The organism is Imbroritus primus (genome assembly GCF_964332355.1).
GTDB classification, from domain to species: Bacteria; Pseudomonadota; Gammaproteobacteria; order Burkholderiales; family Burkholderiaceae; genus Imbroritus; species Imbroritus primus.
Genome location: NZ_OZ201293.1, coordinates 3,086,224 through 3,111,864 on the forward strand (window position 1 = coordinate 3,086,224; position 25,641 = coordinate 3,111,864).

Sequence of the window (25,641 nt, forward strand, 5' to 3'; positions counted from 1 at the left end):
AAGAACATGGCATTGAAACCTTGGCGCGAAATCGCGGAACCGCACTCCGATGTGCGGGAAGGCAAGTTCCAGCAGGCTGAATTCGCCGCGGATCTGTCGCGCGTGCATGCGGGCACGGCCAACGCGGAATACCAGAACCCGGCGCTGTTCTTCCAGCGCACCTTCATCACCGAAGGTATGCGGCTGTTGCTGGACTCGGTGGTCAAGCGCCTTGCAGGCCAGGGCGGCGACCCGGTGATCCAGCTTCAAACCGCGTTCGGTGGCGGCAAGACACACACCATGCTGGCGGTCTATCACCTCGCCAAGGGCGAAGCGCCCGCCAGCGACTTGCAGGGCGTGCCCGCTATCCTCGACGCGGCGGGCGTGACGGAACTGCCCAAGGCGCGCATCGCCGTGCTGGATGGCATCAAGTCCTCACCCAACCAGCCGGTGGTGAAGGATGGGCAGAGCATCCGCACCCTGTGGGGCGACTTGGCATGGCAGTTGGGCGGGGCCGAGGGCTACGCGCTGGTGGCTGAGGCCGACGCCTCGGGCACGTCGCCGGGCAAGGACGTGCTGGCCGATCTGCTGGCCCGCTACGCGCCCTGCGTCATCCTGATCGACGAGCTGGTGGCCTATGTACGCCAGTTCGAGGAAGGCAAGGCACTAACAGGCGGCACTTTCGATTCCAACCTCAGCTTCGTGCAGGCGCTGACGGAAGCCTTGAAGGCCGTGCCGACCGCCGTGTTGCTGGCCTCGCTGCCGGAATCCGCCAAGGAAGCAGGCAGCCAGCGCGGCGAGAAGGCACTGGCTTCTCTTTCGCACTACTTCGGGCGCATCCAGGCGCTGTGGAAGCCGGTGGCGACCGAGGAGGCGTTCGAGATCGTGCGTCGGCGGCTCTTCAGCAACATCAACGACAAACTGGCGATGGAGTCGGTCTGCCGCTCGTTCGCGGACTACTACATCGAGAACCGCGACGACTTCCCGCAGGAGACGCAGGACAGCAAGTATCTGGAGCGGCTGACGCATGCCTACCCGATCCACCCCGAGGTGTTCGACCGTCTGTACGAGGACTGGTCAACGCTGGACAACTTCCAGCGCACGCGCGGCGTGCTGAAGTTGATGGCGAAGGTGATCCACCGCCTGTGGAAGGACGGCAACAACGACCCGCTGATCATGCCCGGCAGCTTTCCGCTGATGGATGCCGACACACTGAACGAGGTGCTCTACTACCTGCCGCAGGGCTGGACGCCGGTGATCGAGCGCGACGTGGATGGCGAGCGCTCGGAGACCTGGGAGATCGAGAACAAGGACACCCGCTTCGGCAGTGTGCAAGCCTGCCGACGCGCCGCGCGCGCCATCTTTCTAGGCAGCGCGCCCAGCACATCCAACCAGGGCGTGCGCGGTCTGGAACTGGAGCGCGTGATCTTGGGCGTGGCCCAGCCCGGCCAGCAGCCCAACCTGTTCAAGGACGCGCTGCGGCGTTTGGGCGACCGGCTGCACTACCTGAACGCCGCCAACAATCGTTTCTGGCTGGACACGCGCCCGAACCTGCGGCGCGAGATGGAAGAGCGCAAGCGCCGCTTTCAGGACAAGGAAGATGTGTTCCCCGCGATCCGCGAGCGCGTGCAGCGCAGCTTTGCCAGCGGGGTGTTCGGCGGCATCCACATCTTCACCGGCAGCGGCGATGTGCCCGATGACTGGGCGCTGCGGCTGGTGGTGTTGCCGCCGGATGCGGCCTTCAGCAAGAGCGGCCAGAGCCTTGCGATTGACCGCGCCACCGAGATTCTGAAGAAGCGCGGCGACCAGCCACGCTTCAAGCAGAACCGCCTGATCTTCGTGGCGGCGGACTACGACAGCGTGAGCCGCCTGAAGGATCATGTTCGCTCGCACCTCGCGTGGCGCAGCATCGTCAGTGACTACAAGGACAACCGCATCGTCCTCGACAACCTGATGGCCAAGCAGGCGCAAGCCAGCTTGGATCAGGCAGAGGAAACGGCGCGGCGCATGATCCGCGAAACCTACAAATGGTTGGTCGCGCCGGTGCAGGAAGCCCGGCCCGGCAAGGGATTGTCCGAAGTGAAGTGGGAGCACTTCCCGCTCAACCCCGGCGCGCAGAATTGGTCGCAGGAAATCGAGCGCGTGCTCAAGGAGAATGAACTGCTCATCAGCGAATGGGCACCGATCCATCTGGCCAAGGTGCTGAAAGACTGGTTCTGGAAGGACGATGCAAAGGACACCAGCGCCCTCAACGTGTGGCAGCAGAGTTGCCAGCAGCTCTACCTGCCGCGTCTGAAGGACGACGCGGTGTTCCAGACCACGATGGGCGCAGGTGCGGACAGCCGCGAGTTCTTCGGCTTCGCGCAGGGCAAGGAACCGGATGGCGACAAGGTGCGCTATGTGGGCTTCAGCTACGGCAAGCGCACGTCGCTGATCATGGATTCGTCGCTGTTGCTGATCGAACCGCTCACCGCAGCGGCCTATATGGAAAGCCTGCGCGCAGCCGAGGAAGCGTCCCGCGCCAAGGCCGCCGATTCGGGCGGCGCTGCGACGACAGTCGTGGTGACGGGCGACGGTCGCATCCCTCCACACGTCGAGGATTCCGGCAAGGGTGGCGCTGCAACTGGCGGCGCGGCAAGCGCCAAGAAGCAGTTCTACGCCAGCATCGACCTCGATCCGATTCAGGCCAAGCGGCAGTTCGCCGATGTGGTGGACGAGGTCGTGCAGCAGTTCACCCTGCGCCCCGGCGTGAAGGTGCGGATCGCCATTGAGATTCAGGCGGAATCGCCGACCGGCTTCGATGATGGCCTTCAGCGCGCGGTGAAGGAGAACTGCAACGTGCTGAAGTTCAAGAGCGCGGAATTCGAGGCGGGCGAATGAGCGCGCCCAAGGTCTTCGTCAGCCAAGCCAGCGAGGACAAGGATCGTTTCGTCATCGATTTCGCGCGGCGCTTGCGCGAGAATGGCGTCGATGCGTGGCTCGACCAGTGGGAGATGAAACCGGGCGACAGTCTGGTGGACAAGATCTTCGAGGAAGGGCTGAAAGAGGCGCGGGCTGTCATCGTCGTCCTGTCCAAGGTCAGCGTCCAGAAGCCTTGGGTTCGGGAAGAACTGAACACCTCGGTGGTCAACAGGATCAGTCGTGGAACGCGGTTGATCCCCGTCGTCATCGACGATTGCGAAGTACCCGAAAGCCTGCGATCCACCCTATGGCAGAAGGTCGATGACCTCGCCGACTACGACCAGAGCTTGCAGCGCATCCTGTCGGCCATCTTCGACGTGGACGACAAGCCGACCATCGGCCAGCCGCCCGCCCGGTTCTCTGGGCCAGCGCCCTTGATCTCAGGTCTGACGCGGGTTGATGACTTGGCCTTGCGCGTCATTGCGAGAGTGCAGATCGACGAGGACGCCGGTCTTGTGGATTGGGATCGGCTGCGCGCGGAAACGGCGCTCAAAGATGTGCCGCAGCAGGAACTGCTCGACTCGCTGGACATTCTCGAGCAGCACTACTACATCAAGATCGGGCGCGTTCTCGGCGCGCCGCTGTCGCATGTCGTGCTGACGGACTACGGCTTTCAGCAGTTTGCGCAGGCATATGTCGAGGGCTATCAGGACGTGGTCGCCCGGATCGCCGCGCTGCTGATCAACGAGAACGTCCGCATCAACGAGGAACTGGCGACGCGCGTCGACAAGCCCCGCGCCTTCGTCGACTTCGTGCTGAACCTGCTCGAAGGCAACAATCACATCAAGGTTTCTAGATACATGGGCGGCCAGTCCAACGTCTGGGAAGTCTCTGCATCGCTGCGTCGGGCGATCCAGCAGGCGCAATAAGCCGATGCGAGGAGGCACGACACACCATGAGCGAATCGTCCGAAACCGATCAGAGCAGGATTGCCGCATTACGCCGCGAAGCCGAGCGCCTTGAGGAGGATGCGACGTATTCCAGCAAAGGGCACTTCAACGCTGAGGATACTTGGGTGCGGCGTAACTACTGGCTGGGGATTCCCGCGACGGCTCTCGCGGCGATCGCTGGGGCCACGCTGGTCAAGAGCCAGCCGGAATTAGCAAGCGCATTCGCATTGCTGGCATCGTTGCTGACGGGGTTGATGACGTTTCTCAAGCCCAATGAGCGTGCGGCAATGCATAGGGCTGCCGCAGGGCAATTCCTGGCCCTCAGAAATGAAGCGCGCTTCTTCCGAGAGATCGAACTGCTGCAGGTGGGTCGGCTGGACGAGATGCCCGAGAAGTTGAAGGCTCTGGCGACCGCGCGTAACGAGTTGAACCAGAAAAGTCCAAGCATTCCTCGTAGGGCGTTCGTCGCCGCACGCAGGGGTATCGAGGAAGGCGAATCAACGCACAAGGTGGACAGGGAGGAGTGACGGGATGTCGGTATTGAGTTTTCTCACGGATACGGCCAGCAACGCCGTGCTTTCTTCGACTGAGCAGTCGTCAATCACAACCTCGATTTCGACGCTGCAAACCCGGATCGGGCTGCATTTCGCCAGCGGTGTAATCAAGCAGCACTTCCGCTTCGGCTCCTCAACGCGGGGCACGATCTTGCCGCGCTCGATGGATGAGCACTCGGATATCGATTACATGATCGTATTCAGCGAGACCAATGCCACGCCGCAGACGTACTTGAATCGTCTGAAGACTTTCGTCGAGAAGTACTACAGCTCATCGGAAATCCGGCAGTCCAGCCCGACCATCGTGCTCGAACTGAACCACATCAGGTTCGACCTCGTGCCTGCAACGACGACATGGCTCGGCGAACTGCAAATCCCGAATGGCTCCGGCGGTTGGATGACAACCAACCCGAATGACTTCAACTCCACGCTCGAAGCCAAGAACAAAGAGCATAAATCGCTGATCAAGCCCTCCATTCGGCTGTTCAAATACTGGAATGCAACCGCCGGGTTTCCGTTCCAATCCTTTGAAATGGAGAAATGGGTCTGCGGCCTGAGCTTCTGGTTCCTCTCAAACCAGAAGGACTATTTTCTTACGATCATCGAAAACCTGAATACCAGCTCGTCGTACTCGCAGTGGGTGAACAACGAAATTAGCCGTTGTCCCAATAGACGAGGATCGCGCGCTGCGTGGTGAACTTGATGAAGCGGATGCACAGCGCCTCGAACGAAACCTGAAACCGCTTGGCGATGGCGCTGAGGACGTGCAGGTCGATGCGCTGGCTCGAAATCCAGTCGCGCAGCAGATCGCCGGGCATCAGCAGGTTGCTGGCAAAGTCGTCGGCTTCGCGTTCGATGGCGCGGATGGTGTCGACGCCAGAGTAGACGCTTTCCTTGTCGCAATTGAAGCTCTGCTGCTGACCGCGATGGAGGATGAAGTGGCCCAACTCATGGGCGATGGTGAAGCGTCGGCGTTCAGAGCTGGCCTTGCCGTTGTAGAAGATGCCCCACTCGGCCGCGTCCTTCGGGTTGCGCACCAGCATGCCTTCGCAGCTGTCGACATCGAGCACCATCGGCGCCTTGATCTCCCGCACGCCCGTGCCGTAGGGCGTGCTCGGCAGCATCTGCCGGACGATCTCCAAATCGATGGCGTCGGGCATGCCCGTGCTGTACCACGCCCGCAACCACTTCTGGACGGTGTTGGCGGCAATGGAGCCAGTGAGGGTCTGCGCTGCGCTCAATCCTCAGTCCCCGCCTTGGCCCTTGTCGGGGAACATGATCTTGAGGGCCTGCCGGTAGCGATCCTTCTCCTCGTCCGTCATCCCGGCGTACTCGCGGAAGAAAGCCACGTCCTCGGGACTGGCTTCGGGTGCCTGCTGCATGGGCGTACCCATCACGTCCTCCATCGTCACGCCGAGCACCTGAGCGATCTTCTGAATCCGCTCGGCGGTGGGGCGCTGCCCCTCCTTCATTTCCAGTTCCCAGATGTAGGCCTTGGTGCAGCCGACCGCGTCGGCGACTTGTTGCAGGGTCAACTTCTTCGCCTCGCGCAAGCGCCGCAGGCGTGCTCCAAACGCCGAAGCCATGGCGATGCTCCTGTCGCGGCTAAACAGCCGGTGAATGAATCAAGACTGTCAGTATAGCCGCGAGATACACAAAAGGTCTAGATGTGCCCCGTTGATTGACAAGCGGAAATCCGCGGTTCAGAATCGCGCTTGTATCTCGTTACTTTACTTGCGCGAGATGCGTGTTCAGTAACCCTGTCGCTCGCCCGTGCAGCCCGTACATCGGTCGCAGACCTCCGACGCCGATCCAGAAAGGACAAACAAGATGAAGAAGACCTTTGTCGACGTGATGCTCGAGCTGCCGGTGGACGCCACGCTGCGCGACTTCCTGACCTCACATGGCCTGCCGGTGCCGGACGGGTTCGCGTGGGACGATGCACCGGAGACCAGCCAGTTCTTGGTGGAGGCGGTCAAGGTCTGGCCGGACACTGCCGCCCGTGACCAGATGATCGCCAACCTCATGGCCGCCGTCCAACTGGGTGATGCGGCGGGCAAGCAGGCGATGTTCGAGGCCGCAGTGGCGGACGGTGCCGCACTGGCAGGCCTGACGCTGTGCAGCAGCGACGTCCATCGCTCGTTCTGGCTGTACGTCAACCACCCGGCGCTGTTCGAGCGCGCCTACGACTTCAGCTTCTGGGAGCATCACGGGCCGCAAACCCAGCAATACGATCTGGGCCTGAAGCGCCAGCCGAACGGTTCGGACACCAACCTGGCCGCACTGCGCCACGCCATCTCGGCGTTCTACAAGCGCGAAATGCAGTGCGGCGACAGCAGCGTGGCGCACTTGGTCGAGCGCAGCCCCGGCGTGTTCCTGCTGACCGTCCACGTCAAGGACATGGCCATGCTGCGGCTGGAGTTCGAGGGTTCGACCCTGAAGCGTCGCGTCGGCAATCCCAACATCCACATGGTGCTGGAATACGCCAAGTCCACCGGCGTGGTGCGCACGCTGGTACGCGGCGGCCAGAAGTACCAGCAGATGCTGGTCGAGGCCTTTGCCGAGCATGTGTTGGGCGTCAAGGCGAACGCGCACCGGATCAAGTCGCCAACGCTGAATTTGTCGATGTTGCGCACCGGCTTCGACGTGCCAGAAGCGTTCGAGGACGGCTTCTCGACGGTGCAACTGAAGGCGCTCACGCTCCTCAGCCCGGACGCCGCGCTGAAGATCGAATGCACTGCGATGCAGTCCAGCCAGCAACGCTCGGTGCATGAGCTGCTGAAGGAGAAACTGCCCGGCCCGCTGGAAGGCAACTGGGCGGTGACGGCGGCGCAGGTCAATCTCTACTATCCGCCCGAGCCGGGCCGCACGCGTGCCAAGGTGGTCACCATCGAAGTGACCAGCAAGGGGCGTCTGAACCTGCACAAGTTCGACGCGAAGATGCAGGCGCAGCTGGAAGGCTATCTGGTCTCGGTGGGCATCTTGCAGAAGGGCCAGACCCTGAGCGCGCAGGAGCTTCCGCCGGAAGCGGACGCGATCAGTTCCTCCTCGGCGTTCGAGGACTGATCGATGGCGGCGCACGATGCCTGGGCCTTGGTCTGCCGCCTGTTCGCGGACGGCACGCCCGTGCTGCGAACCACGCTGTCGCCCCGCGAGGTGGCTGCACTGTCCGTCCTCGGCAAGGCGGTCAAGCCGACGGTCGTTGATCGGTCGTTCGTGCTCTGCCCACACTGCCAGCAGCATCGGGCGCAGGTTTGGGGCGATGGTCGAGGTGGACGTATGTGCCGTTGCCCGGACTGCGGGCCCGTGGCCGTCGAAGCGAACGATGGTGCGGCGTTGGCCTTGGACGAGGAATGGTTGCGCCAGAAGCTGCGCCTCGCGCTCGGCATCGAAAGCCGCGACGGCATCGATGATCTGGGCGACGGCGTGTGGCGGCTGGGCGAGGCCCGCCGCTCGCCCGTGCTGCTGGCCCGCGATCTGACGCGCGTGCTGCAAGAACCAGCGTTGCTGGATCGGGTGCGCGTCGCCGGCGGCGACATCCGCGTGATCACGCCAAGGCCGCGCACGACGCGCGGATCGCCCTTCGGCGCGGGTGTGGGGTGGTTGGCGCTGGAGGAGCGCTTCACCTTCTACGGCGGCGGGATCGCGCTCATCGGCGCACCATCACCGTCCGCGCAATCGGCGGCCGCCGATCCGGCCACGCCGGTGAACGGGCCGTTCTCGGCGGACTTCAAATGGGCGACGCTGCCTGATATCAGCAGCACGCCGATCCGATTCACCGACGGTCAGGCCAAGGTGCTCGAGGCGCTGTGGTCGTTCAAAGGCGAAGCCACGACGGCGGAACGGATCATGCAACGCGCAGGCCTGGACAGCGCGAAACCGAGCGACCTGTTCAAGATCAAGTCGAAGGACAAGGGCAAGCCGGAACCTGCGACGCAGCACGCGGCCTACGTTGCCCTCGTGGTCACGCAGCAACGCGCAGGGTTGTACTCGATGCCCTGCGCGGCGGGTGCGTTGGCGTGATGGATTGCTGCTCCAAGTTCGCTGGACAACCAATGGCAATGGCACGCGCGCAAGTTGCGGGCACACAAGGCCGCGTGCGTGTGCCACGACGAAGAGGTTGGCGCAGGTTTCGAGAGAAGATAGGGCGGAACAGGGGCGAACCGGCCGCGTCATGGCCCCTTGTCCGCCAACCGTCGGCACACGCAGAATGGCCCGGAACCCCGCGTCGTCTGCGGACCCCGGAAATGGAAACGCCCAACCGAGAACGGTTGGGCGCTGAATAGTGGTGGACCGAAGGAGGATCGAACTCCCGACCTCTGCATTGCGAACGCAGCGCTCTCCCAGCTGAGCTATCGGCCCGTGTCGTCGATTCTATCCGACTCGGGCGGGCGCTTCAACGGGGGCGGCGATGGTCTGCCGGTCCCCGTCGGAGACATCAAATCGACGCCTCGAATCAGCTGCGCAGCTTGGGTTCGTTGAGCTTGCGCGGGGCGATTTCCTTCTGCTGGCGCAGCCAGCTGGCCATGACTTCCCACACGGGCGGGCCGGCGGCGTCGCGGGCGGCTTCGGAGACGCCGGCCCAGCCGGCGACTTTATAGGTTTTGTCGGCGTCGAGCGGTTTGCCGTTGAGGGTGAGGTCGCCGATGCGCTGGCCCATGGCGGCGGCGGGGGCGATGCTGTACTGCAGGCCGCCCACGCGCACCATGTCGCCGCCCTGCTGGTAGTAGGGGTCGGGGTTGAAGAGGTTGTCGGCCACGTCTTCAAGCACGGTCTTGATGGTGGCGCCGGTCATCGGTGTGACGGTGACCTTGGGATAGGTGATGGCGGTCTGGTCGAGCAGTTCTTCCATGCGGATGGCCTGGCCGGGGAGCAGCGAGGTACCCCAGCGGAAGCCGGGCGAGAAGGCGATTTCGGCGCCCTGGGTCTGCATCAGGCCGTCGAGGATGAGCTGGTCGAAGGTGCCGTTGAAGTTACCGCGGCGGTACAGCAGGCCCTGCGTGGTGGCGAGGGTTTCGCCGAGCTGTTTTTGGTACGGGGCACGGATGCGCGTGATGAGCGCGTCCATGGCGGGATCGGCCGGCAGGTAGTTGGAGAACACCGGCAGCAGCTTGTAGCGGAAGTCGGCGATCTTGCCGTTGCGGACGTCGAAGTCGAGCACGCCGAGGAACTTGCTGTTGGAGCCGGCGTTGGTAACGAGCGTGGTGCCGCCGGCGTTCTTGACGACGATGGGCTGCGGCACACCGTCGTGCGTGTGGCCGCCGAGAATAGCATCGAGGCCGCGCACGCGCGAGGCGAGCTTGAGGTCGACGTCCATGCCGTTGTGCGAGAGCAGCACGACGACCTGTGCGCCCTTGCCGCGCGCTTCGTCGATCATGGCCTGCAGGTTGTCTTCCTGGATGCCGAAGGTCCAGTCGGGCGTGAAGTAGCGAGGGTTGGCAATCGGCGTGTAGGGGAAGGCCTGGCCGATGATGGCGACGTTGACGCCGTTCATCTGCTTGATGACGTACGGGTCGAAGACCGGGTCGCCAAAATCATTGGTCTTGATGTTCTGCGCGAGAAAGGCCACCTTGCCCTTGAAGTCGCCATCGACGATCTGCTTGACGCGTTCGGCGCCCAGGGTCATTTCCCAGTGCGGGGTCATGACGTCGACGCCCAGCGCGAGGGCGGCATCGACCATGTCCTGCCCCTTGGTCCACAGCGCGGTACCGGAGCCTTGCCAGGTATCGCCGCCGTCGAGCAGCAGTGCGCCGGGGCGGCTGGCCTTCATGCGCTTGACGAGCGTGGCGAGGTGGGCGAAGCCGCCAACCTTGCCGTACTTGCGCGCGGCTTCGGTGAAGTCGAGGTAGGTGAAGGCATGCGCTTCGGCGCTGCCCGGGGCGATGCGGAAGCGTTTCAGCAGGTCTTCGCCGACGAGGTGCGGCGGCTGGCCGGCGGCGGCACCAACGCCAATATTGACGCTCGGTTCGCGGAAGTAGATCGGCTTGAGCTGTGCGTGGCAGTCGGTGAAATGCAGCAGGTGCACGTTGCCAAAACGTGGCAGTTGATACATCGCTTCAGCCGATTGTGCAGCGATGGCGTCATGATGCGAGAGCGTCATGCCGCCCGCGCTGGCAACAGCCAGCACTTGCAGGAACTCGCGTCGGTTCATGCCCGGGTCTCCATTGTCGTTGTGATGCGGCGTGGCTCGGTCGCCTGCCCGCCGGTGGTGCGTGATGACTGGTCGTTACGTGGTGTCCACGTGATTGCGTGTGTTGTTGCGTGTTATTGCGTAGCGTATTTCGCCAGTTCGGCGACGTCTTCTTCGAGCATTTCGCCAATCTCGTGCAAGACGACGCGGCCGTTGCGATCGAGCACGATCACTTCGGGAATCCCGCGATGCGCGCCGATGGCCTGCTTGAGGGCGGGGTTCGACATCGTCACGGGGAAGGTGTATTTGCGCTGGGCGACATACTCGCGCACCGTTTCCGGCTTCGGATCGATGGAGACAGTCAGCACTTGCAGCGGGGTGTGGCGGGTGGCGGCGTACATTTTTTGCAGGCGCGGGTTCTGCATGGCGCAGAACGGGCACCATGTCGCCCAGATCTGGATGACGACCGGCTTGCCGCGCCACGTTTCGGGGCCGAGCGTGCGGCCGTCGATGAGCGTGACCGCCGGCAGTTGCACGGTATCGCCCACCGCGACGGCGCGGGCCGGCGCGGGCAGAAGTGCCAGCGCCATGAGAACCGCCATGAGGCACGCGATGCCGCCATGGCGCAGCGCGCGCCATGGGCGGAATGTCGCAGGGGAAAGCATCATCGCGTGCGCCATGCCCGTCTCCGTATCTCCGTTACTTGTTGACCGGCGATGCGGGATCCAGCAGCAGCGCCATCACGTCGCGCATCTGCTGTTCGGTCAGGATGTTCTTGTGACCGAAGCGCGGCATGTTGGAACAGGCGTTGTACGCGTTGGAGTTGTAGATTTTGCTCCAGGTGTACTTGAGGATTGCCTCGCTGTTGCCGCGGATCTTGCCGTAGTTGTACAGGGTCGGGCCGATGTTGCCGAAGGAGATTTCCTCCTTGGTCATCTGGTGGCAGGCATAGCAGTTGCCGCCGTTGGTGCTGCCGACCTTGTCGCTGAACTGCATGCCGCGACCGAGCTGAGCGACCTTCTCGCCTTCCTTCCAGTCACCGAGGTACTTGTTGTCGGACGGGTACTTCACCAGCTTGAGCTGCTCGGCTTCGATCTGCTTGGCAGCAGCCTTGGGCACGTGCGCGGCATCGGGATAGTTGCTGCACAGGGCCTGCACGCTGTCCTGCTGGAGCACGCCTTCAAGTGTCGCCGGTCCCTTGGACTTGAGCGACACAGCCATGGCATGCATGAGATCGGCCTTGCCGTCGAAATGCAGCGCGGCATCCTTCTTGTCGGCAGCGTGGACCACGCCTGCCGCGGCGCTGGCGACCAGCACCGCTGCGCCCGTGAAAGCGCGAATCAGTTGAGTCATTTGCATCGCCGGCTCCTTATCGTTTCAGCGCGGGGGCGTCGTACGTGCCACCGTTGGCGTTCTTGGCGAGGAACATGGTCAGCGCGGTGATCAGTTCCGAACCATAGACGGCTTCAGGGAAACGCTGTTGGCGCAGGCAGTCGTAGAGACGGTGCTGCATGGTGCGCACCTCGCCCTGCGAAACGCGATAGGCCGGCCACGTGGTGTAGGCAAAGCGTGCGCCCTTCTCTTCGAGCAGATTCGGCAGATCCTGCAGGCGAATGCGCTGGCCATCGGTGGCGTGGCAGGTGGCGCAAGCGAAGTCGTACGCGCCACCACGGTAGAAGAACATCTGCTTGCCGAGGGCGTAGCTTTCCTTCTCGGCGGGATGCTTGAGTTGCACGTTCACCGGCAGGCCGCGCGAGGCGCCGGTCACATAGGCCACCAGGCGCTCGATGTCGGAACGCTTGCCGCCGGAGAACGGCGTGGCAGTGGCTTCGGCCTGGGTCAGGCCCTGCAGGGTCATGCGGCAGTGGATCAGGCGCTGCTCGAGGTCCATGACCTTGCCGGTGTCGGCAAAGTAGCGCGGCAGTTCGACGTAGGCACCCTTGACGACGCCGGGGCCTTTGCCGAGATCGCATTGTTCGAGCGAGGCTTTCTTGGGACCGGCAGGCTTTTTCCACATTTCTTCGCCGGCGGCTTCCCACAGGTCGGCGGGATTGCCATCGGCCAGCATCTGGCGATACTTGGCGATTTCATCGGCGGTGCTGCCCTGGGCATGCGCGGCCGGGACGGCGAAGGCCGCCGTAAACGCCAATGTCAGCGGCACCGCCCGGCTCAGGACGGTTTGCAGTAGGGACATAGGTTTCTCCTCGGTGTTATTGTCGCTGGCGCCATCACGCGCAGAAAGACGCGGCGAAAGCATCAACGCTTGCCATGTTACCCCTCATGGCTTGATATATGCATATCCTTCTTCGAACTGCAGCCGCGCGATCTCGACCACACCGGCCGGGACAACCTTGGCTTCGAGCAGCAGCTTGTCCTCGGGAATCTTGCGTGCGGCGAGCGTGTTGTGGCACACGCGGAACTCCACCCCCAGTCCGGCGAGCGCCGCGACGGGCGCGTCAAACAGCCGGCCGCGCGGGTCGCGCGCACCTTCCACGAGAAACTCCGCACCGTCGCCCAGGGCCACGACGACCAGCTTGGTGCCGGGCGCGCCCGCGAGGTGATTGCGCAGATTGCCGATGGCGCGCATCGCTTGCGCATTGCCTTCGCTGAGCTGGTAGACAACTTTGGCGCCGCCCGAACGGGCCGCCCCACTGCCTTGCGCGGCGGCCTTGCCGGCCACCCCGGCTGCGGTCAGCGCGGCCGCGAGCCTGAAGAATGCGCGTCGCATGCGGTGTCCTTTTGCGAGTGAGCTCGCGTGAATCGGCCCTGCCGGCACCGGCAGGACCCGAAGGCCGTCATCAGGAGATGGTGGCTTCGTCGGTACGCTTGTCGCCGCGATTGTCGACCCACGTGACCGACAGCTTGTCGCCCTTGGCGGCGCCCTTGAACTTGAAGTTCAGGAACGGATCCTTCGACACGGCCGGGCCGAACTGTGCATCGAACACAGTCTTGCCGCCGACCTGCGCCGTGACCGTCTGGATGTGCCAGGCGGGAATGGTCTTGCCGGAGGCGTCCTTGCGCTGGCCGGTTTCCATGTCGTGCTTCATAAGAATCTTGACGTCCACCACGCCACCGCTTTCGGTTGCGCGTACGCGCATCGGATCTGCCATTTCAAACTCCTGTGTTCTGTGAATCTACTGCGTCTACCTGACGGCTACAGCCCGTCCGGCTGTCCCCTTGACTGCCCCTTGGCGACGACTTAGCCGCCGCAGCCGCCCAGCGTGACCTTGATTTCCTTGGTGGCGACGTACCACTTGCCGCCCGCCTTGACGACGGCGTGCACGTTCGACGTCTGACCCATCTTCACGCGCGTGGAGACAAAGGCCTCGGTACCGGCAGGGATATTGAAGCTGGCAGCCAGCGCATTGGGATTCTTGTCGACCAGAATGGCGATCTGCTCGGTGTTGGGCAGCGTGCTGGTGACCGCCACCGGCACCACAGCGCCGTTTTCGGCGATGTCGGGCGCGGTAAAGGAAACACTGCCGCTCTTTTCCGGCGAGCCGGCGCCTAGCGCCTTGAGCGTATCGTTATAGCTCTTGCCTTCGAAAGCTGCCTTGTTCCATTCAGCGGCTTGCGCTTCACTGACCAGGCCGGTAGCGGCCAGCAGCGAGAACAGTGCGGTTGCGCGCAACACTTCGCGTCGATGCTGATTCATGTCGATTCCTCTGTACTGAAGGGTCATACCGCCGCGCAGCCCGTCGCTGCGCGGTCGTGCTTCTGCGTATTACTTGGCCGGGGCGCCTGCGAGCACCCAGTCGATCACGACCTTGGCATCGGCATCGCTCAGACCCGGGTTGGCGGGCATCGGCACCGGACCCCAGACACCCGAGCCACCGGCCTTGACCTTGGCGACCAGCGTGGCGGCCGCACCCTTGTTGCCCTTGTACTTGGCCGCGACGTCCTGGTACGACGGACCCACGAGCTTCTTGTCAACGGCGTGGCAGCCCATGCAGGCGTTCTTCTGGGCGATCTGCTGGGCCTTGGCCACGTCCACGGCGTGTGCCGACACACTGGCTGCAGTCATCAGCAGGGCAATCATCAAGCGTTTCATTCTTTCACTCCATTTGTGAGGTTACGTGTCGGCCTTGTGCGATGCGTTTTTTATGCGGCCAGAACGTTATTTTGCCTGAATAATCCATTTCGCTATATTCGTCGCCTCGGCGGCGCTCAGCTGGGCCTGTGGCGGCATGGGGATGCTGCCCCAGGTGCCCTGCCCGCCACTGCGGATTTTATCGGCCAGCTTGGCGGCAGCATCGGCCTGCCCGTGGTAGCGCTTGCCGACCTCGCGGAAGGCCGGGCCGACACCGGGTTTGTCCACGCCGTGGCAGGCCATGCAGTTGTTATTGTTGAGTACGGTCAGCATCGGGTCCTGCTTGGGCGCCGGCGCAGCTGCGGCCAAGCGCTGCAGTTCGCCGGGCACGCCGCCGCGTACCGGCCCGAAGGTACGCATCTGCTCGGCCAGCACGCCATGCGAGCCATCGGCATGATCCGGCAGTTCGGAGGTGATCTTGCCGCTCGGGCAGTCGCGCATGCAGGCCGTGGCGCGCACGTCCGGTTTTTCCCCAACGCGCCACATGCCGTGCTTGGTGGTCATGCCATTGCGGTTGGGCATCTGCGCCTGGACCTGGGCGATGTTGGCATCCGACAGCGTGAAGTCGGCCGGAACGATATCGCCAAGGTTCAGCAGATAGGCCGTCACAGCATAGACGTCGTCGGCGGACAGCGACTTGGGCGCCGTCCACGGCATGGCACGGTGGATGTAATCCCATAGCGTGGAAATCGTGCTGACCTTCATCAGCGTGGTGCGGTATGGCTGATCGTGGCCGCGCAGCGCGGCGACATGGCCGCTCTGCATGTCAGCCTTGGTGGTGCCGCCGACCAGCGGCGTGAACACTTCGTTCGACTCGCCGAAATCGCCGTGGCAAGACGCGCACTGCGCATCCCAAATCTTGCGGCCGGCCGCGACCGTGCCCGATCCCTTGGGCAGACCTTTGAAATCGGGACGCACGTCGATATCCCATGCCTTCACTTCCGCGGCCGTGGCGGTGCGGCCCAGCTGGGCGCGCGCGTTCTTGGCTGGCTCGGCGGCGGCAGGCACAGCCAGGAGGCTGGCGGCCAACCCGCACGCGGCGAGAGACGTTGTGCTGCGCATCACGGCATTAACCCAGTTGAACATTGTCCACCTCCCCGCTGGGTGCTACGCGCCACGATTGGATAGCATTGTTGTGATAGATCGAACGCGTGCCGCGTATCGCACGCAGTTCGTTGGTACGCGGCTGCACATAACCGGTTTCGTCGATGGCGCGGCTTTGCAGGATGGCCGGACTGCCGTCCCAGACCCAGTCGAGATTGAAGCGCGTCAGGCATTTCGACAGCACCGGCCCTTCGAGCCGTGCGGTGCGCCAGCTGCGGCCACCGTCGACGCTGACGTCGACGCGCTTGACCTTGCCACGACCCGACCAGGCGAGCCCGCTGATGTTGTAGAAGCCCTTGCCGATCAACGTCTGGCCGCCGGACGGGGTGGTGATCACCGACTTGCATTCCTGGATCGAGGTGTACTGGCGATGCATGCCGTCGGGCATCATGTCCACGTAGTGCACCGTTTCGTCCTTGGTGTTCCACGGCTGGTCGCCGACTTCGAGGCGGCGCAGCCACTTGACCCACGACACGCCCTGCACGCCGGGTACCACGAGGCGCAGCGGATAGCCGTTCTCGGGACGCAGCATTTCACCGTTCATGGCCCAGGCGACGATGATCTCGTCGGCCATCTCGAGCGGAATGGTGCGCGTCATCGACGAACCGTCGCCACCCTCGGCGAGCAGGTACTTGCCGCGCTTGAGATCGGCGCCGCAATCTTCGAGCAGCACCGACAGCGGCACACCCGTGAATTCGCAGCACGACAGCATGCCGTGCGTGTACTGCACCGTTGGCACGGCGACGTTGCCCCATTCCATGCCGGTGTTGGCGCCGCACTCGATGAAGTGCATGCGTGACACCGACGGCAGGCGCATCAGGTCGTCCATGGTGTAGACGCGCGGCGCGCGCATCAGGCCATTGAGCATGAGGCGATGCTGGGCGGGATCGATATCGTGCCAGCCCTGGTGATGGCGTTCGAAGTGCAGGCCGTTCGGCGTGATGATGCCGAACAGACCTTGCAACGGCGTGAAGGCGACCGACGACGCAGCGACGCGGGTCAGGCCCGGCGACTGGCGGCGCTGCAGATTCTTTTCGTGCTCGGACGGCAAGCCGTACGGGCGCGCTGCCACGGGCTGGCCCAGCGAGGTGGCCCAGGGGCGCGGCTTGAGGATCATCTCATCACCCTCGGACTGCGCGAAAGCCAGGGGCGCGGTAGCGGCAGCGGCTGTCGTTGCAACCGCGCCGGCAAAGCTGCGGCGCAGAAAGCTGCGGCGCTTGGCATCGAGGCCGTGCCGCTCGATATCCTGCTGCAAGGTGAGGTCGACGAAGTTCTCCGGGGCGCGCAATATGCGGCCGGAACCCTCGCGCTTCGAATGATCGCGATCGGACACGCTGGTCTCCTGCCTGAATCTTGTTATGTCAGCGACATCTGCTTATGTCTGTGACGGGCTGCTGCGGGGCATGAAATGATCGACGGCGTGAGTCGGCAAGGTGGTCTCTTCCATCTGCCCGGCCACCTGCACGCACACCGTGCGGCACAGTTCCACCACGCTGGCATCGGCGATCGCGTAGATCACCAGGTTGCCGTCCTTGCGGCGCGACAGCACGCCATTGCGGTACATGGCGTTCAGGTGGCGCGACACGTTGGCCTGCGAGGTCTGCACGGTTTCGACAATGGCATTCACCGGCTTCTCGCCATCGCACAGGGTGTGCAGAATCTTCAGGCGCGTAGGCTCGGCCAGCAGGCTGAAATAGCCCGATACCTTTTCGAATACCCGATCAAGTTCTTCCATGGTCATAACTCTATATCTATATGCGTCTATGCGCATATAGTGTTTACCCTTGTGCAAGCCATTCCGCAACCGGCGGTAGCACCGGGGCCGGTGCACCGCTTGCCGTCACGAATAGGTGCCAACGAAAAACGCCACAGCGGGCGGACCGCTGTGGCGCAAAGACTGCCAACGGGCGCGGTGCAGGTCCTGCACGCCGTGCCGTTGCGAGTCGCTTAGGCCAGCGCGTCGGCCCAGATGGTATTGGCCCAGCTCTGCGCGTAGGTGCCTTCGAGCGTGTTCGGCGCGGGCGACAGGCCGCCGGAGCCATCCACGGTCACCATGGTCTTCTTCTCCGCGTCGTAGCGATGCACGCTGGCGACGTGCACCACCTCCTTGTCGGAAGTGAAGCTGTAGCAGGTGTTGTTGTAGAGCGGATGCGCATCGACCGGACGGCCGGACAGCAGCGAGACGACCGCCGCTGCCGCCACCTTGCCGTGCTGGTTGGCCATGTGACCCGACTTGGGCATGCCCGGTGCGATCTGGATGGCATCGCCCAGCACATGGATGTTCGGCACGGCCTTCGATTCGAATGTCAGGAAGTCGACCTCGCACCAGCGCTTGTTGGCGGTGGCCAGGCCGGTCTTGACGGCGATGCTGCCGGCGCTCTGCGGCGGAATGAGGTTGAGCACGTCGGCTTTCACATCGTCCTGCACTTCGAACTTCAGCGTCTGCGTGGCGACATCGACGTCCACCGCCTTGTGCTGGTTGCGGTATTCGACCATGCCGCCGTACTGTTCGGCCCATACCTTCTTGAACAGCGCGCCCTTGGAAGTGACATCCGGATTGCCGTCGAGGATCAGTACCTTGCTCTTCGGCTTGGCCTGCTTGAGGTAGAAGGCGATCTGGCAAGCGCGTTCGTACGGTCCGGGCGGGCAGCGATACGGTGCAACCGGGATGCTGATCGCGACGGTACCGCCATCGCGCATGGCTTCGAGCTGGCGGCGCAGGGCCACGGTCTGCGGGCCGGCTTTCCAGGCGTGCAGGATGCGGTCACCCGCGCCCGGCTGCTTGAGTCCCGGGATTTCGTCGAGCAGGAAGTCGACGCCCGGCGACAGGATCAGGCGGTCGTATGGCAGCACGGTGCCGTTGCCCAATGTCACCGTGCGTTTCTGCGGATCGATGGCGGTGGCGATATCGCGCACCAGCTTCACGCCGTGGCGCTTGACGAGGTTGTCGTATGGCACCGTCAGGTCTTCGATACGCCGGCTGCCGCCGAGGACGAGATTGGACAGCGGGCAGGAAATGAAATTGGCGTTCGGCTCGACCAGCGTGACGTCGATGGTGTTGTTGCTCCAGGTGCGCACGTACTTGGCAGCCGTCGCGCCCCCGAAGCCGCCGCCGATGACGACGACCTTGGCGCCCGAAGCGCTGCCGCCTGCGGTGGCGCATCCGGCCAGCGAGCCGGCCACGGCGGAGGCGCCCAGCGCGCCGATGAATTCACGTCGTTGCATGGCAGCCCCCTTATTTGACTGCCGCGAAGTACGCGGACAGGTGTGCAATCTGTTCGTCGGTATAGCCCTTGGCGATCTGGTGCATGATCGTCACGTTCTGCGCACCAGCCACTTTGAAGGCCTTCATGCGTGCCGTGAGATCAGCCGCCGGACGGCCAGCCAGACCGGGCACCGGCGAACCGGGCAGCGCACGGCCTTCAGTACCATGGCAGCTGGCGCAGGCAGCCGCCCAGGAGCGCACCTGCTGCGGGCTGACGGTACCGGACGTGGATTGAGCGTGGGCGAGGCCGGTGAAAGAGGCCAGCGCCAGGGCGACCGGCACACAGGCGCGGCGCAAGAGGGGACCAGGTTTCGTCACTTCGTTCTCCATATTATGGCGCGATCAAAATGAAGCGAAGCGGTTCCGGCCCGGTGCACCGTGCCGACACGACATGGCGCGCCAAGATACCGCGCAGGCCATGCAACGACGCCAGGATCATTTCGATCGCGCACTTCTAGTGCGACGGATCGCGTTTCCGCAGGCGCAAGGTAACACGGAGAACGATATCTTGTGGAGCGTTCTGCGCATGACCTTATTCGTCCGGCGTCTATGACGCACGAACGAACAGGTCAAGCATAAGTAGTGCGGAGGATCAGGGCAAGGCGACCGGCGTGACCTGCACGCCGGTATCGGCGGGCGCGGCAGGCGTGGCTGACGACGGTGCGGTGGTCGCCGGCGCGACGGGAGCTGCCGCCGGCTGGCCCGATTGCTGGGCGCTGCTCATGCGGTCGAGCTGCTCCTTTTCGGCCTCGCTCACGTAGTCGAATGCCTTCACGACCTTGCTCACGCCACTGACGGTGCGGGCCACATTGGTGGCGCGCTCGCCTTCAGGTTCGGTGACCACGCCGAGCAGGTACACAGTATTGCCTTCCGTGGTGACCTTGATGGAGTTCGACGGCACACCGGTCTCGGCGATCAGCGACGACTTGACCTTGGTGGTAATGAATGCATCCTCGCTGCGCGCCGCCAGCGATGGCGACGAGGCGACTCGGATGTCATTGATCACTTCACGCACGTTCTCGCGGCCCTTCGCATACGTCTCGATCTGCTGGCGTAGCGCTTCGTTGCGTGCCTCGCCCGTCAGCAGGACCTTGCGGTTGTAAACGGTGGCCGCCACGCGGGCCTGACCGTTGTACTGCGACGCGAACGTGGCTTCCAGCTCCATCTGCAAACCACGATCGATGGCCTGCGTGGCCGTGCTGCGCCGGTCGGTGGCCGACAGGACGCCGCCCGCCACGGCACCTGCCATGATCGGGAAACAGGCGGTGAGCTGGGTGGTGGCCAGCAACATGGCGGTGGCCGTCATCACTGGCCCGAGAGACATGCGCAGGGATTTCTTCATGGCGTCCTTCTGAAAAGTGGATCTAGGGCGTGTCGGGCAGCCGGTCATTCGCCGAGCAGCGCGACATCGATGCCGTCGCACAAACAATGCAGCGTCAGCAGGTGGACTTCCTGGATGCGGGCCGTGCGCTGGCTCGGCACGCACAGGTTGATATCGCCTTCGCGCAGCAGGCCGGCGATCTTGCCGCCATCGCGGCCGGTCATGGCGATCACGCGCATCTCGCGCTCATGCGCGGCTTCGATCGCGGCAATCACGTTGGCCGAGTTGCCCGAGGTGGAGATGGCCAGCAGCACATCGCCAGGCTGGCCGAGTGCATGGACCTGTTTGGCGAACACGACATTGAAATCGTAGTCGTTGCCGATGGCCGTGAGGATCGAGCTGTCCGTCGTCAGGGCGACGGCCGGCAAACCGGGACGCTCGCGTTCGAAACGTCCCACCAGTTCCGCCGCGAAGTGCTGCGCGTCGGCGGCCGAACCGCCATTGCCGCAGGCCAGCGCCTTGCCGCCGCTGGTGAGCGCGGCCACCAGCAGGTCGATGGCTTCGGCGATGGCCGGCGCGAGGGTTTCTGCGGCGCGCAGTTTGGTCTCCGCGCTGTCGCGGAAATGTTGCTCGATACGTGCGGTTGTCGACATGAAACAGATCAGCCCAGGTGAATCATCTTGAAATCGGCCCAGCTCTTTCGCATGGACATCGGCAGGCGGGCAGTGTTCCTGCCCATCGGCTCCGGAACGTGCGAGGTGGGCGCATCGCCCGGATCGCGCTCCGATCGTCTTGCATGCAGAGATGGCAGCGCCATTATCGCTCAAGCCAGCCCGAAGGCATCAGGCAACCATTCGATCTGGCCGGCGTCGATTGCCACCACATCGAAACGGCATGGCGGCAGGCTCTGCAGGCGGGCCAGATAGTGGTGGGCGGCGCGGATCAGGCGCTGCTGCTTGCGGACGCCCACACTGGCCGCCGCACCGCCGAAATCGGTGCGGTTGCGCACACGTACCTCGACGAATACGGTCTCGCCGCGCGGTGTTGCCATGATCAGGTCAATCTCGCCGCCTTTGCAGCGATAATTGCGGGTAATCAGCCGCAAACCCTGCGCGCGCAGATGCGCCAGCGCCCGGTTTTCGCCATCGCTGCCCGCGGCGCGGGCCCGTAAACGTTCGAACAGTGTCATCGCCTTCCCATGAATGACTGGAACACGCTGGCCGAAGGCCAGTCTTACCCGCCCGGCACGCTCTATGTCGTGGCAACGCCGATCGGCAACGTGGCCGACCTGTCGGCGCGCGCCCTGCATGTGCTGGCACAGGCCGACGCGATCGCCTGCGAGGACACGCGCAACACCGCCCATCTGCTGAATCGCCTGGGTCTGCACAAGCCCCTGCTGGCCGCGCACCAGCACAACGAGATGGAAGCCGCGCAGCACATCGCCGCACGGCTGGCTGCTGGCGAACGCATCGCCTATGTCTCCGATGCCGGCACCCCCGGCATCTCCGACCCGGGCGCCAAAATCGTCGCCGCCGCGCGCGCCGCAGGCGCCCGCGTCATGCCGTTGCCGGGCGCGAATGCCGCCATCACTGCGCTGAGCGCGGCTGGCGACCTGCTGGAGGCAGGCGACGGCCGCTTTACCTTCGTGGGTTTCCTTTCGCCCAAGGCCAAGGCACGGGAGGCGCAGCTGCGTGCGCTGGCGGCCCGGCCGGAAGCGTGGATCCTGTATGAAGCGCCGCATCGTATCGCCGCCACGCTCGCGGCCCTGGCGGCGGTCCTTCCCGGCGAACGCCGCATCCTGATCGGCCGCGAGCTGACCAAGCTGTTCGAGCAACTGGTGGTGGTCCGCGCCGATGCGGCGTCCGGCTGGCTGGCCGCAGATGCCGCGCATGCCAAGGGCGAGTTCGTCCTGGTGGTGGAAGGCGCCGGCGAGAGCACGGCGGGCGAGGCCGGGGCGGCGGTGAACGCGCAACATGTCCTTGCCCTGCTGCTGGCCGAACTGCCGGCCAAGCGCGCGGCCAAGCTGACCTCGGCGATCACGGGCGTACCCACCGACACCCTCTACGCGGCGGCACTGGCCGCCAAGGGTGCAACACCTTAAAACTTGTCTTGGTAGGTTCGACGGGCTTTCGATGGCGCGCCACGGCGCTGCCACCGGCATGTGCGGTCCGCAACGACCCCTTCGCAGGACACGCCTGCGCGCGTACACACCGACTACCGGCAGATGGATTGATGATGCGCCAAAAGGTCCAGTCCACTCGGGCGAGGTCCGCAAGACCGCGTGGTGAAACCGCTTGTCAGCCGCCGGTATGACCATCAGCCAGGATGTCGACGGTGTGCACCGGCTCGGAGGGCATCTCGCCGTCGGCTTGCTGGATCGCGGCGACTTCGGTGCGCGACAGTTTGCGGATCTCGACCTGAGTCGCCCCTTGGCGCAAGAATCCGAGCTTGCTGGCAGCAGCCCTGGACAGGTCGAGCACGCGCTTCTTGGCGAACGGACCACGATCTGTGACCCGTACGACCACAGCGCGGTCGTTGCGCAGATTGCGCACCAGGACCCAGCTGCCAAGCGGCAACGAGGGGTGCGCCGCCGTCATGCCGTCCATGTCGAAACGCTCTCCGCTCGCCGTCTTGCGGCCATGGAAGCCAGGGCCGTACCAGGACGCCGTTCCGCGCTGGACGAACAGGCCCATGTCGGCGCGCAGGCTGCCGAAGCTCTTGTCTTCATCATCGGGAAGCAGCAGGCCCTCATTGAGCCCGCGCGTTGCAGTGGCGCGCGTCAGCGGGCGCTGGAACGGCATCGGCGGCGTAGCGGCCACGGGTGCCGCGGCATCGGGCCGGGCCAGCCCGCCCGATTTGCCCGGCTTGGCACCGAGGGCGCCCACGCCCGGGGCGGTACCTGCCTGCGGCGACTCGGGACCGGAGGACAAGGTCTGGCACCCAGCCAGCAGCCCGGTGGCAACCGCCATGGTGAGGATCTGACGCAGGCGCCGCCGGTATTCAGCCCCGTCGCGCATGGCTCCGCCGGCCGACGCGTTTGGCGTGGCGAGCACGGTCGAAGCAACCGCACGCGGGGGCGTGAAGGGTGGCTGGGCTGACATCGGCGCAGTCTAGCACGGGCAGGATGCACGCTTAAGCATTGATTTTGTTACGAAATGTGATGTATTCCGACAGAAACCCGGTGCCCACTCGCCTCCGATCCGCTGAGGCCGGTATCTGGCAGCCGCCTAATAACCCTCCCGAAGAGGGGGTGCCGATCATGGTTGGGGCCGTGACAAATTGCACGGCGTCATCGTATGCTCGCGCACGACCTCGCTTATGTTCAGCCGGGCTTCCCTTGTCCGCAGCTTCTACACCGCCGCCGCACATGCTCCATACCGACTCCATGATCCTCACATCCGGCATGTGTGCCGCCCTGATGGCGATGGTTTTTTTCGCCATGCGGCGCATTCCCGGCATGGCGCCAGGCGGGCTGTACTGGTGGGGGCTATCGAATGCCCAGTTCGCTGTAGCGTCCGCCCTGCTAGTCAGCCAGGGTGCGCTCGGCCTGGCGCTCGGGATCGGCCTGAGCAGCACCCTGTTCATCGCCGGCATGGCTGCGCTGGTCATTGGCTGCCGCGAATTTTTCGGACTGCCGCGTTACACCCGCCTGGTCGGCCTGACGGCCCTGCTGGCCACGCTCGGCCTGCTGTATTTCACCTTCGTGGACAACCAGTCGCTGATGCGGATCACGCTGGTTGGCGGGTTCGCGACTATCGTGCTGCTCGACGTTGCCCGCCTGTGCCTGCCGGGCGCACGCGAGCGCATCATGCGGTTTCCCGCACTGGTGCTGGGTGCGGTGGCGCTGGCGGGAGCTGCCTTGCATGCGCTGCGTGCGACACAGGCTGGCTGGATGTTCGCCGGCGGTACGCCCGTATTCGACCCCGTCTTGCTGATGCACGTGGTGCGGCTGTATAACGCCTTCGCCATGACGGCGCTCGCGGTTGGGTTTTTGATGCTCGCGCACGTCCGCCTGCGTGCCTCACTGGAACGGCAAATCACGCACGACGCCCTGACCGGCGCACTCTCGCGCACAGGCTTCATGGACGCTTGCGATGCCATCCTGAAGCGCGCCGACCGTCTTGGCCGTCCGGTGTGCCTGGCATTCATCGATCTCGATCACTTCAAGACCATCAACGATGTGTATGGTCACTTCGGTGGGGACCGTGTGCTGGAGCACTTTGCCGCCAGCACGACCCGTAGCATTGGTAACGAGCATGCTTTCGGCCGCCTGGGCGGTGAGGAGTTTGGACTGCTGTACCACAACATGGCGCTGGAAGATGCGCGCCTGCATTCCTATCGGCTGCGCACCGACATCGAGCGGCACGGATGCCCATCCGACGATCACTGGATCATGTACACCGTCAGCATCGGCCTGGTGGAACGCCACCCGGGCGAGTCGCTGCCCGCCTTGTTGCAGCGTGCCGATGCCGCACTCTATTCCGCCAAGGCCGCGGGACGCAACGCCGTTAGCGTGGGCCGGGAAAACGGGGCCGATGCGCTGGTGGACCTAGGGGCGACGGCGCACTGAACGCTGCCCGGAGGATCGCCAGCACCCGCACACCTGCCGGTCGACGATGTGAAACTGGCCAGTGGTGCGCTGCCCTCCCCGACCGCTTCACTCCTGCCATACCCAATGCCGCCTGCGCACATCACCGGGCTGGGCTGCCGCGTGACCCGACGATGTTCGAGGATACGCGCCGGCGCCGCTCCTGCCCGACCGCAACTGGACCGCACCGGCGAGGGTGATGGCCGCATGCACGCAAGCCGGACTGGAACGAGCGCTCAGCTGCCGCTGTCGACGGCGAGCGGTGCGGGCACCTCGACGATTTCAAAAGCCATTTCTACGCCGACCAGCGTGGGGCACGTGACGATTTCGCCTCGTCTGCGTCCAAGAAAGGGCAGGCCCATCGGTGATGTCACGCAAATGTGGCCGGTAGCCAGATCAGCTTGCCCCTCCGGCACCAGCATCAGCCGGACGAGTGCATTGCAGGAAGTGTCGAGGCACAGAAAACTCACCCCCGTGGCAATCACCTCCGGCGGTACTGCTGCCGCATCGACGATATCCGCACTGTCGAGAAAACGCAGCAGCCGGCCGCGCCGCTCCCCGCGTAGCGTGTCGGCAGTGGCGCGCAGGTGTGCGGCTTCGCGGTTGGAAATCAGGGGAGGAGGATACATGGCAGAGAAGCGGGCCCACGATTGGTCCGGCCCGACCCCGCGTATCGTAACTGTTTGCACGTACTTTTCAAGTGACATGTACAGCATCGCCACGCCATGCTCGCGCTTACCCCCACCTTAGCAGGAGCGG

At 64.3% G+C, this 25,641-nt stretch carries 28 protein-coding genes and 1 tRNA gene; 8 read left to right on the forward strand and 21 right to left on the reverse strand.

The window, feature by feature from the left end:
- Window positions 1-6: 6 nt before the first annotated feature.
- From ACQ3C8_RS14235 to ACQ3C8_RS14250, 4 genes are read left to right on the forward strand one after another with little or no spacing between them, the layout of a single operon-like run.
- Window positions 7-2,859, forward strand: coding sequence for an ATP-binding protein (locus ACQ3C8_RS14235; RefSeq protein WP_144832727.1), 2,853 nt, complete (start codon window positions 7-9; stop codon window positions 2,857-2,859).
- Window positions 2,856-3,809 (forward strand): toll/interleukin-1 receptor domain-containing protein, encoded by a 954-nt coding sequence (locus ACQ3C8_RS14240; RefSeq protein ID WP_144832725.1) that lies wholly within the window; start codon window positions 2,856-2,858, stop codon window positions 3,807-3,809. Before ACQ3C8_RS14235 ends, ACQ3C8_RS14240 begins: the two co-directional genes overlap by 4 nt.
- 26 nt (window positions 3,810-3,835) lie before the next feature.
- Window positions 3,836-4,357, forward strand: coding sequence for an SLATT domain-containing protein (locus ACQ3C8_RS14245; protein ID WP_144832723.1), 522 nt, complete (start codon window positions 3,836-3,838; stop codon window positions 4,355-4,357).
- Window positions 4,358-4,361: 4 nt separating this feature from the next.
- Window positions 4,362-5,081 (forward strand): SMODS domain-containing nucleotidyltransferase, encoded by a 720-nt coding sequence (locus ACQ3C8_RS14250; protein ID WP_428851906.1) that lies wholly within the window; start codon window positions 4,362-4,364, stop codon window positions 5,079-5,081.
- Here ACQ3C8_RS14250 and ACQ3C8_RS14255 read toward each other — a convergent pair.
- Together ACQ3C8_RS14255 and ACQ3C8_RS14260 are read right to left on the reverse strand one after the other, a co-directional pair.
- Window positions 5,038-5,625 (reverse strand): ImmA/IrrE family metallo-endopeptidase, encoded by a 588-nt coding sequence (locus ACQ3C8_RS14255; RefSeq protein ID WP_428851907.1) that lies wholly within the window; start codon window positions 5,623-5,625, stop codon window positions 5,038-5,040. The two genes, ACQ3C8_RS14250 and ACQ3C8_RS14255, sit on opposite strands and share 44 nt — an antisense overlap.
- A gap of 3 nt (window positions 5,626-5,628) precedes the next feature.
- Window positions 5,629-5,970, reverse strand: coding sequence for a helix-turn-helix domain-containing protein (locus ACQ3C8_RS14260; RefSeq protein WP_060121794.1), 342 nt, complete (start codon window positions 5,968-5,970; stop codon window positions 5,629-5,631).
- 244 nt (window positions 5,971-6,214) lie between these two features.
- On the opposite strand from ACQ3C8_RS14260, the gene ACQ3C8_RS14265 reads away from it, so the two are divergent.
- A complete protein-coding gene (locus ACQ3C8_RS14265) occupies window positions 6,215-7,450 on the forward strand; it encodes a hypothetical protein (RefSeq protein ID WP_428851908.1) in 1,236 nt (411 codons plus the stop codon).
- A gap of 3 nt (window positions 7,451-7,453) precedes the next feature.
- Complete coding sequence (locus ACQ3C8_RS14270) at window positions 7,454-8,407, forward strand: hypothetical protein (protein WP_206110981.1); 954 nt, start codon at window positions 7,454-7,456, stop codon at window positions 8,405-8,407.
- A gap of 263 nt (window positions 8,408-8,670) precedes the next feature.
- Here ACQ3C8_RS14270 and ACQ3C8_RS14275 read toward each other — a convergent pair.
- From ACQ3C8_RS14275 to ACQ3C8_RS14355, 17 genes are all read right to left on the reverse strand, one after another.
- Window positions 8,671-8,746: transfer RNA gene (locus ACQ3C8_RS14275), tRNA-Ala, on the reverse strand.
- Between the two features lie 94 nt (window positions 8,747-8,840).
- Window positions 8,841-10,535: a thiosulfohydrolase SoxB gene (gene soxB / locus ACQ3C8_RS14280; protein WP_428851909.1), complete on the reverse strand. Its 1,695-nt coding sequence runs from the start codon at window positions 10,533-10,535 to the stop codon at window positions 8,841-8,843.
- Between the two features lie 113 nt (window positions 10,536-10,648).
- Entirely contained in the window at window positions 10,649-11,194 is a 546-nt protein-coding gene (locus tag ACQ3C8_RS14285; RefSeq protein WP_428851910.1) for a TlpA family protein disulfide reductase, read from the reverse strand.
- A 19-nt stretch (window positions 11,195-11,213) separates the two neighbouring features.
- Window positions 11,214-11,873, reverse strand: a complete 660-nt coding sequence (gene soxX, locus ACQ3C8_RS14290; protein WP_009522860.1) for a sulfur oxidation c-type cytochrome SoxX — start codon at window positions 11,871-11,873, stop codon at window positions 11,214-11,216.
- Between the two features lie 10 nt (window positions 11,874-11,883).
- On the reverse strand, window positions 11,884-12,708 hold the full coding sequence (gene soxA / locus ACQ3C8_RS14295; RefSeq protein WP_009522859.1) for a sulfur oxidation c-type cytochrome SoxA: 825 nt from the start codon (window positions 12,706-12,708) through the stop codon (window positions 11,884-11,886).
- An 84-nt stretch (window positions 12,709-12,792) separates the two neighbouring features.
- Window positions 12,793-13,242 carry a DsrE family protein gene (locus ACQ3C8_RS14300; RefSeq protein WP_009522858.1) on the reverse strand — a complete coding sequence of 150 codons (450 nt, stop codon included), beginning with the start codon at window positions 13,240-13,242 and terminating at the stop codon, window positions 12,793-12,795.
- A gap of 70 nt (window positions 13,243-13,312) precedes the next feature.
- Window positions 13,313-13,624, reverse strand: a complete 312-nt coding sequence (gene soxZ / locus ACQ3C8_RS14305) for a thiosulfate oxidation carrier complex protein SoxZ (RefSeq protein ID WP_009522857.1) — start codon at window positions 13,622-13,624, stop codon at window positions 13,313-13,315.
- Window positions 13,625-13,713: 89 nt separating this feature from the next.
- Window positions 13,714-14,169 carry a thiosulfate oxidation carrier protein SoxY gene (gene soxY, locus ACQ3C8_RS14310; protein WP_009522856.1) on the reverse strand — a complete coding sequence of 152 codons (456 nt, stop codon included), beginning with the start codon at window positions 14,167-14,169 and terminating at the stop codon, window positions 13,714-13,716.
- A gap of 69 nt (window positions 14,170-14,238) precedes the next feature.
- Window positions 14,239-14,565, reverse strand: a complete 327-nt coding sequence (locus ACQ3C8_RS14315) for a c-type cytochrome (RefSeq protein ID WP_009522855.1) — start codon at window positions 14,563-14,565, stop codon at window positions 14,239-14,241.
- Window positions 14,566-14,631: 66 nt separating this feature from the next.
- Window positions 14,632-15,690, reverse strand: a complete 1,059-nt coding sequence (locus tag ACQ3C8_RS14320) for a c-type cytochrome (RefSeq protein WP_428851911.1) — start codon at window positions 15,688-15,690, stop codon at window positions 14,632-14,634.
- On the reverse strand, window positions 15,674-17,041 hold the full coding sequence (soxC, locus tag ACQ3C8_RS14325; protein WP_009522853.1) for a sulfite dehydrogenase: 1,368 nt from the start codon (window positions 17,039-17,041) through the stop codon (window positions 15,674-15,676). The genes ACQ3C8_RS14320 and soxC overlap by 17 nt, the downstream gene beginning before the upstream one ends.
- A gap of 42 nt (window positions 17,042-17,083) precedes the next feature.
- Window positions 17,084-17,443, reverse strand: coding sequence for a winged helix-turn-helix domain-containing protein (locus tag ACQ3C8_RS14330; protein ID WP_009522852.1), 360 nt, complete (start codon window positions 17,441-17,443; stop codon window positions 17,084-17,086).
- 212 nt (window positions 17,444-17,655) lie between these two features.
- A complete protein-coding gene (locus ACQ3C8_RS14335) occupies window positions 17,656-18,933 on the reverse strand; it encodes an FCSD flavin-binding domain-containing protein (RefSeq protein ID WP_428851912.1) in 1,278 nt (425 codons plus the stop codon).
- A 10-nt stretch (window positions 18,934-18,943) separates the two neighbouring features.
- Window positions 18,944-19,291: a c-type cytochrome gene (locus tag ACQ3C8_RS14340; protein WP_428849616.1), complete on the reverse strand. Its 348-nt coding sequence runs from the start codon at window positions 19,289-19,291 to the stop codon at window positions 18,944-18,946.
- Between the two features lie 274 nt (window positions 19,292-19,565).
- The gene (locus ACQ3C8_RS14345) at window positions 19,566-20,315 is read right to left on the reverse strand and encodes a BON domain-containing protein (protein ID WP_428851913.1); all 750 of its coding nucleotides are present in this window, start codon (window positions 20,313-20,315) and stop codon (window positions 19,566-19,568) included.
- A 44-nt stretch (window positions 20,316-20,359) separates the two neighbouring features.
- On the reverse strand, window positions 20,360-20,947 hold the full coding sequence (locus ACQ3C8_RS14350) for a phosphoheptose isomerase (protein ID WP_009522848.1): 588 nt from the start codon (window positions 20,945-20,947) through the stop codon (window positions 20,360-20,362).
- Between the two features lie 170 nt (window positions 20,948-21,117).
- Window positions 21,118-21,483 carry a YraN family protein gene (locus tag ACQ3C8_RS14355; RefSeq protein ID WP_428851914.1) on the reverse strand — a complete coding sequence of 122 codons (366 nt, stop codon included), beginning with the start codon at window positions 21,481-21,483 and terminating at the stop codon, window positions 21,118-21,120.
- Window positions 21,484-21,492: 9 nt separating this feature from the next.
- Between ACQ3C8_RS14355 and rsmI the strand changes: the two genes are divergently transcribed.
- Window positions 21,493-22,395: a 16S rRNA (cytidine(1402)-2'-O)-methyltransferase gene (gene rsmI, locus ACQ3C8_RS14360; protein ID WP_428851915.1), complete on the forward strand. Its 903-nt coding sequence runs from the start codon at window positions 21,493-21,495 to the stop codon at window positions 22,393-22,395.
- Between the two features lie 196 nt (window positions 22,396-22,591).
- Here the strand turns inward: rsmI and ACQ3C8_RS14365 are convergent, their stop codons facing one another.
- A complete protein-coding gene (locus ACQ3C8_RS14365; protein ID WP_428851916.1) occupies window positions 22,592-23,395 on the reverse strand; it encodes a septal ring lytic transglycosylase RlpA family protein in 804 nt (267 codons plus the stop codon).
- 266 nt (window positions 23,396-23,661) lie between these two features.
- On the opposite strand from ACQ3C8_RS14365, the gene ACQ3C8_RS14370 reads away from it, so the two are divergent.
- Window positions 23,662-24,864, forward strand: a complete 1,203-nt coding sequence (locus ACQ3C8_RS14370) for a GGDEF domain-containing protein (RefSeq protein WP_428851917.1) — start codon at window positions 23,662-23,664, stop codon at window positions 24,862-24,864.
- A 254-nt stretch (window positions 24,865-25,118) separates the two neighbouring features.
- Here ACQ3C8_RS14370 and ACQ3C8_RS14375 read toward each other — a convergent pair whose 3' ends face one another.
- Window positions 25,119-25,598 (reverse strand): GreA/GreB family elongation factor, encoded by a 480-nt coding sequence (locus ACQ3C8_RS14375; RefSeq protein ID WP_428853095.1) that lies wholly within the window; start codon window positions 25,596-25,598, stop codon window positions 25,119-25,121.
- Window positions 25,599-25,641 lie beyond the last annotated feature (43 nt).

Coding starts and splice junctions, on each gene's coding strand:
- soxY (WP_009522856.1), bottom strand. CDS start 14,169: ATGAATCAGCATCGACGCGAAGTGTTGCGCGCAACCGCACTGTTCTCG.
- ACQ3C8_RS14320 (WP_428851911.1), bottom strand. CDS start 15,690: ATGTTCAACTGGGTTAATGCCGTGATGCGCAGCACAACGTCTCTCGCC.
- ACQ3C8_RS14330 (WP_009522852.1), bottom strand. CDS start 17,443: ATGGAAGAACTTGATCGGGTATTCGAAAAGGTATCGGGCTATTTCAGC.
- ACQ3C8_RS14345 (WP_428851913.1), bottom strand. CDS start 20,315: ATGAAGAAATCCCTGCGCATGTCTCTCGGGCCAGTGATGACGGCCACC.
- ACQ3C8_RS14265 (WP_428851908.1), top strand. CDS start 6,215: ATGAAGAAGACCTTTGTCGACGTGATGCTCGAGCTGCCGGTGGACGCC.
- ACQ3C8_RS14245 (WP_144832723.1), top strand. CDS start 3,836: ATGAGCGAATCGTCCGAAACCGATCAGAGCAGGATTGCCGCATTACGC.
- soxZ (WP_009522857.1), bottom strand. CDS start 13,624: ATGGCAGATCCGATGCGCGTACGCGCAACCGAAAGCGGTGGCGTGGTG.
- ACQ3C8_RS14235 (WP_144832727.1), top strand. CDS start 7: ATGGCATTGAAACCTTGGCGCGAAATCGCGGAACCGCACTCCGATGTG.
- ACQ3C8_RS14370 (WP_428851917.1), top strand. CDS start 23,662: ATGCTCCATACCGACTCCATGATCCTCACATCCGGCATGTGTGCCGCC.
- ACQ3C8_RS14285 (WP_428851910.1), bottom strand. CDS start 11,194: ATGGCGCACGCGATGATGCTTTCCCCTGCGACATTCCGCCCATGGCGC.
- ACQ3C8_RS14240 (WP_144832725.1), top strand. CDS start 2,856: ATGAGCGCGCCCAAGGTCTTCGTCAGCCAAGCCAGCGAGGACAAGGAT.
- ACQ3C8_RS14355 (WP_428851914.1), bottom strand. CDS start 21,483: ATGACACTGTTCGAACGTTTACGGGCCCGCGCCGCGGGCAGCGATGGC.
- ACQ3C8_RS14250 (WP_428851906.1), top strand. CDS start 4,362: ATGTCGGTATTGAGTTTTCTCACGGATACGGCCAGCAACGCCGTGCTT.
- ACQ3C8_RS14270 (WP_206110981.1), top strand. CDS start 7,454: ATGGCGGCGCACGATGCCTGGGCCTTGGTCTGCCGCCTGTTCGCGGAC.
- ACQ3C8_RS14350 (WP_009522848.1), bottom strand. CDS start 20,947: ATGTCGACAACCGCACGTATCGAGCAACATTTCCGCGACAGCGCGGAG.
- soxB (WP_428851909.1), bottom strand. CDS start 10,535: ATGAACCGACGCGAGTTCCTGCAAGTGCTGGCTGTTGCCAGCGCGGGC.
- ACQ3C8_RS14315 (WP_009522855.1), bottom strand. CDS start 14,565: ATGAAACGCTTGATGATTGCCCTGCTGATGACTGCAGCCAGTGTGTCG.
- soxX (WP_009522860.1), bottom strand. CDS start 11,873: ATGCAAATGACTCAACTGATTCGCGCTTTCACGGGCGCAGCGGTGCTG.
- ACQ3C8_RS14260 (WP_060121794.1), bottom strand. CDS start 5,970: ATGGCTTCGGCGTTTGGAGCACGCCTGCGGCGCTTGCGCGAGGCGAAG.
- ACQ3C8_RS14365 (WP_428851916.1), bottom strand. CDS start 23,395: ATGTCAGCCCAGCCACCCTTCACGCCCCCGCGTGCGGTTGCTTCGACC.
- ACQ3C8_RS14375 (WP_428853095.1), bottom strand. CDS start 25,598: ATGCTGTACATGTCACTTGAAAAGTACGTGCAAACAGTTACGATACGC.
- ACQ3C8_RS14300 (WP_009522858.1), bottom strand. CDS start 13,242: ATGCGACGCGCATTCTTCAGGCTCGCGGCCGCGCTGACCGCAGCCGGG.
- rsmI (WP_428851915.1), top strand. CDS start 21,493: ATGAATGACTGGAACACGCTGGCCGAAGGCCAGTCTTACCCGCCCGGC.
- ACQ3C8_RS14335 (WP_428851912.1), bottom strand. CDS start 18,933: ATGCAACGACGTGAATTCATCGGCGCGCTGGGCGCCTCCGCCGTGGCC.
- soxA (WP_009522859.1), bottom strand. CDS start 12,708: ATGTCCCTACTGCAAACCGTCCTGAGCCGGGCGGTGCCGCTGACATTG.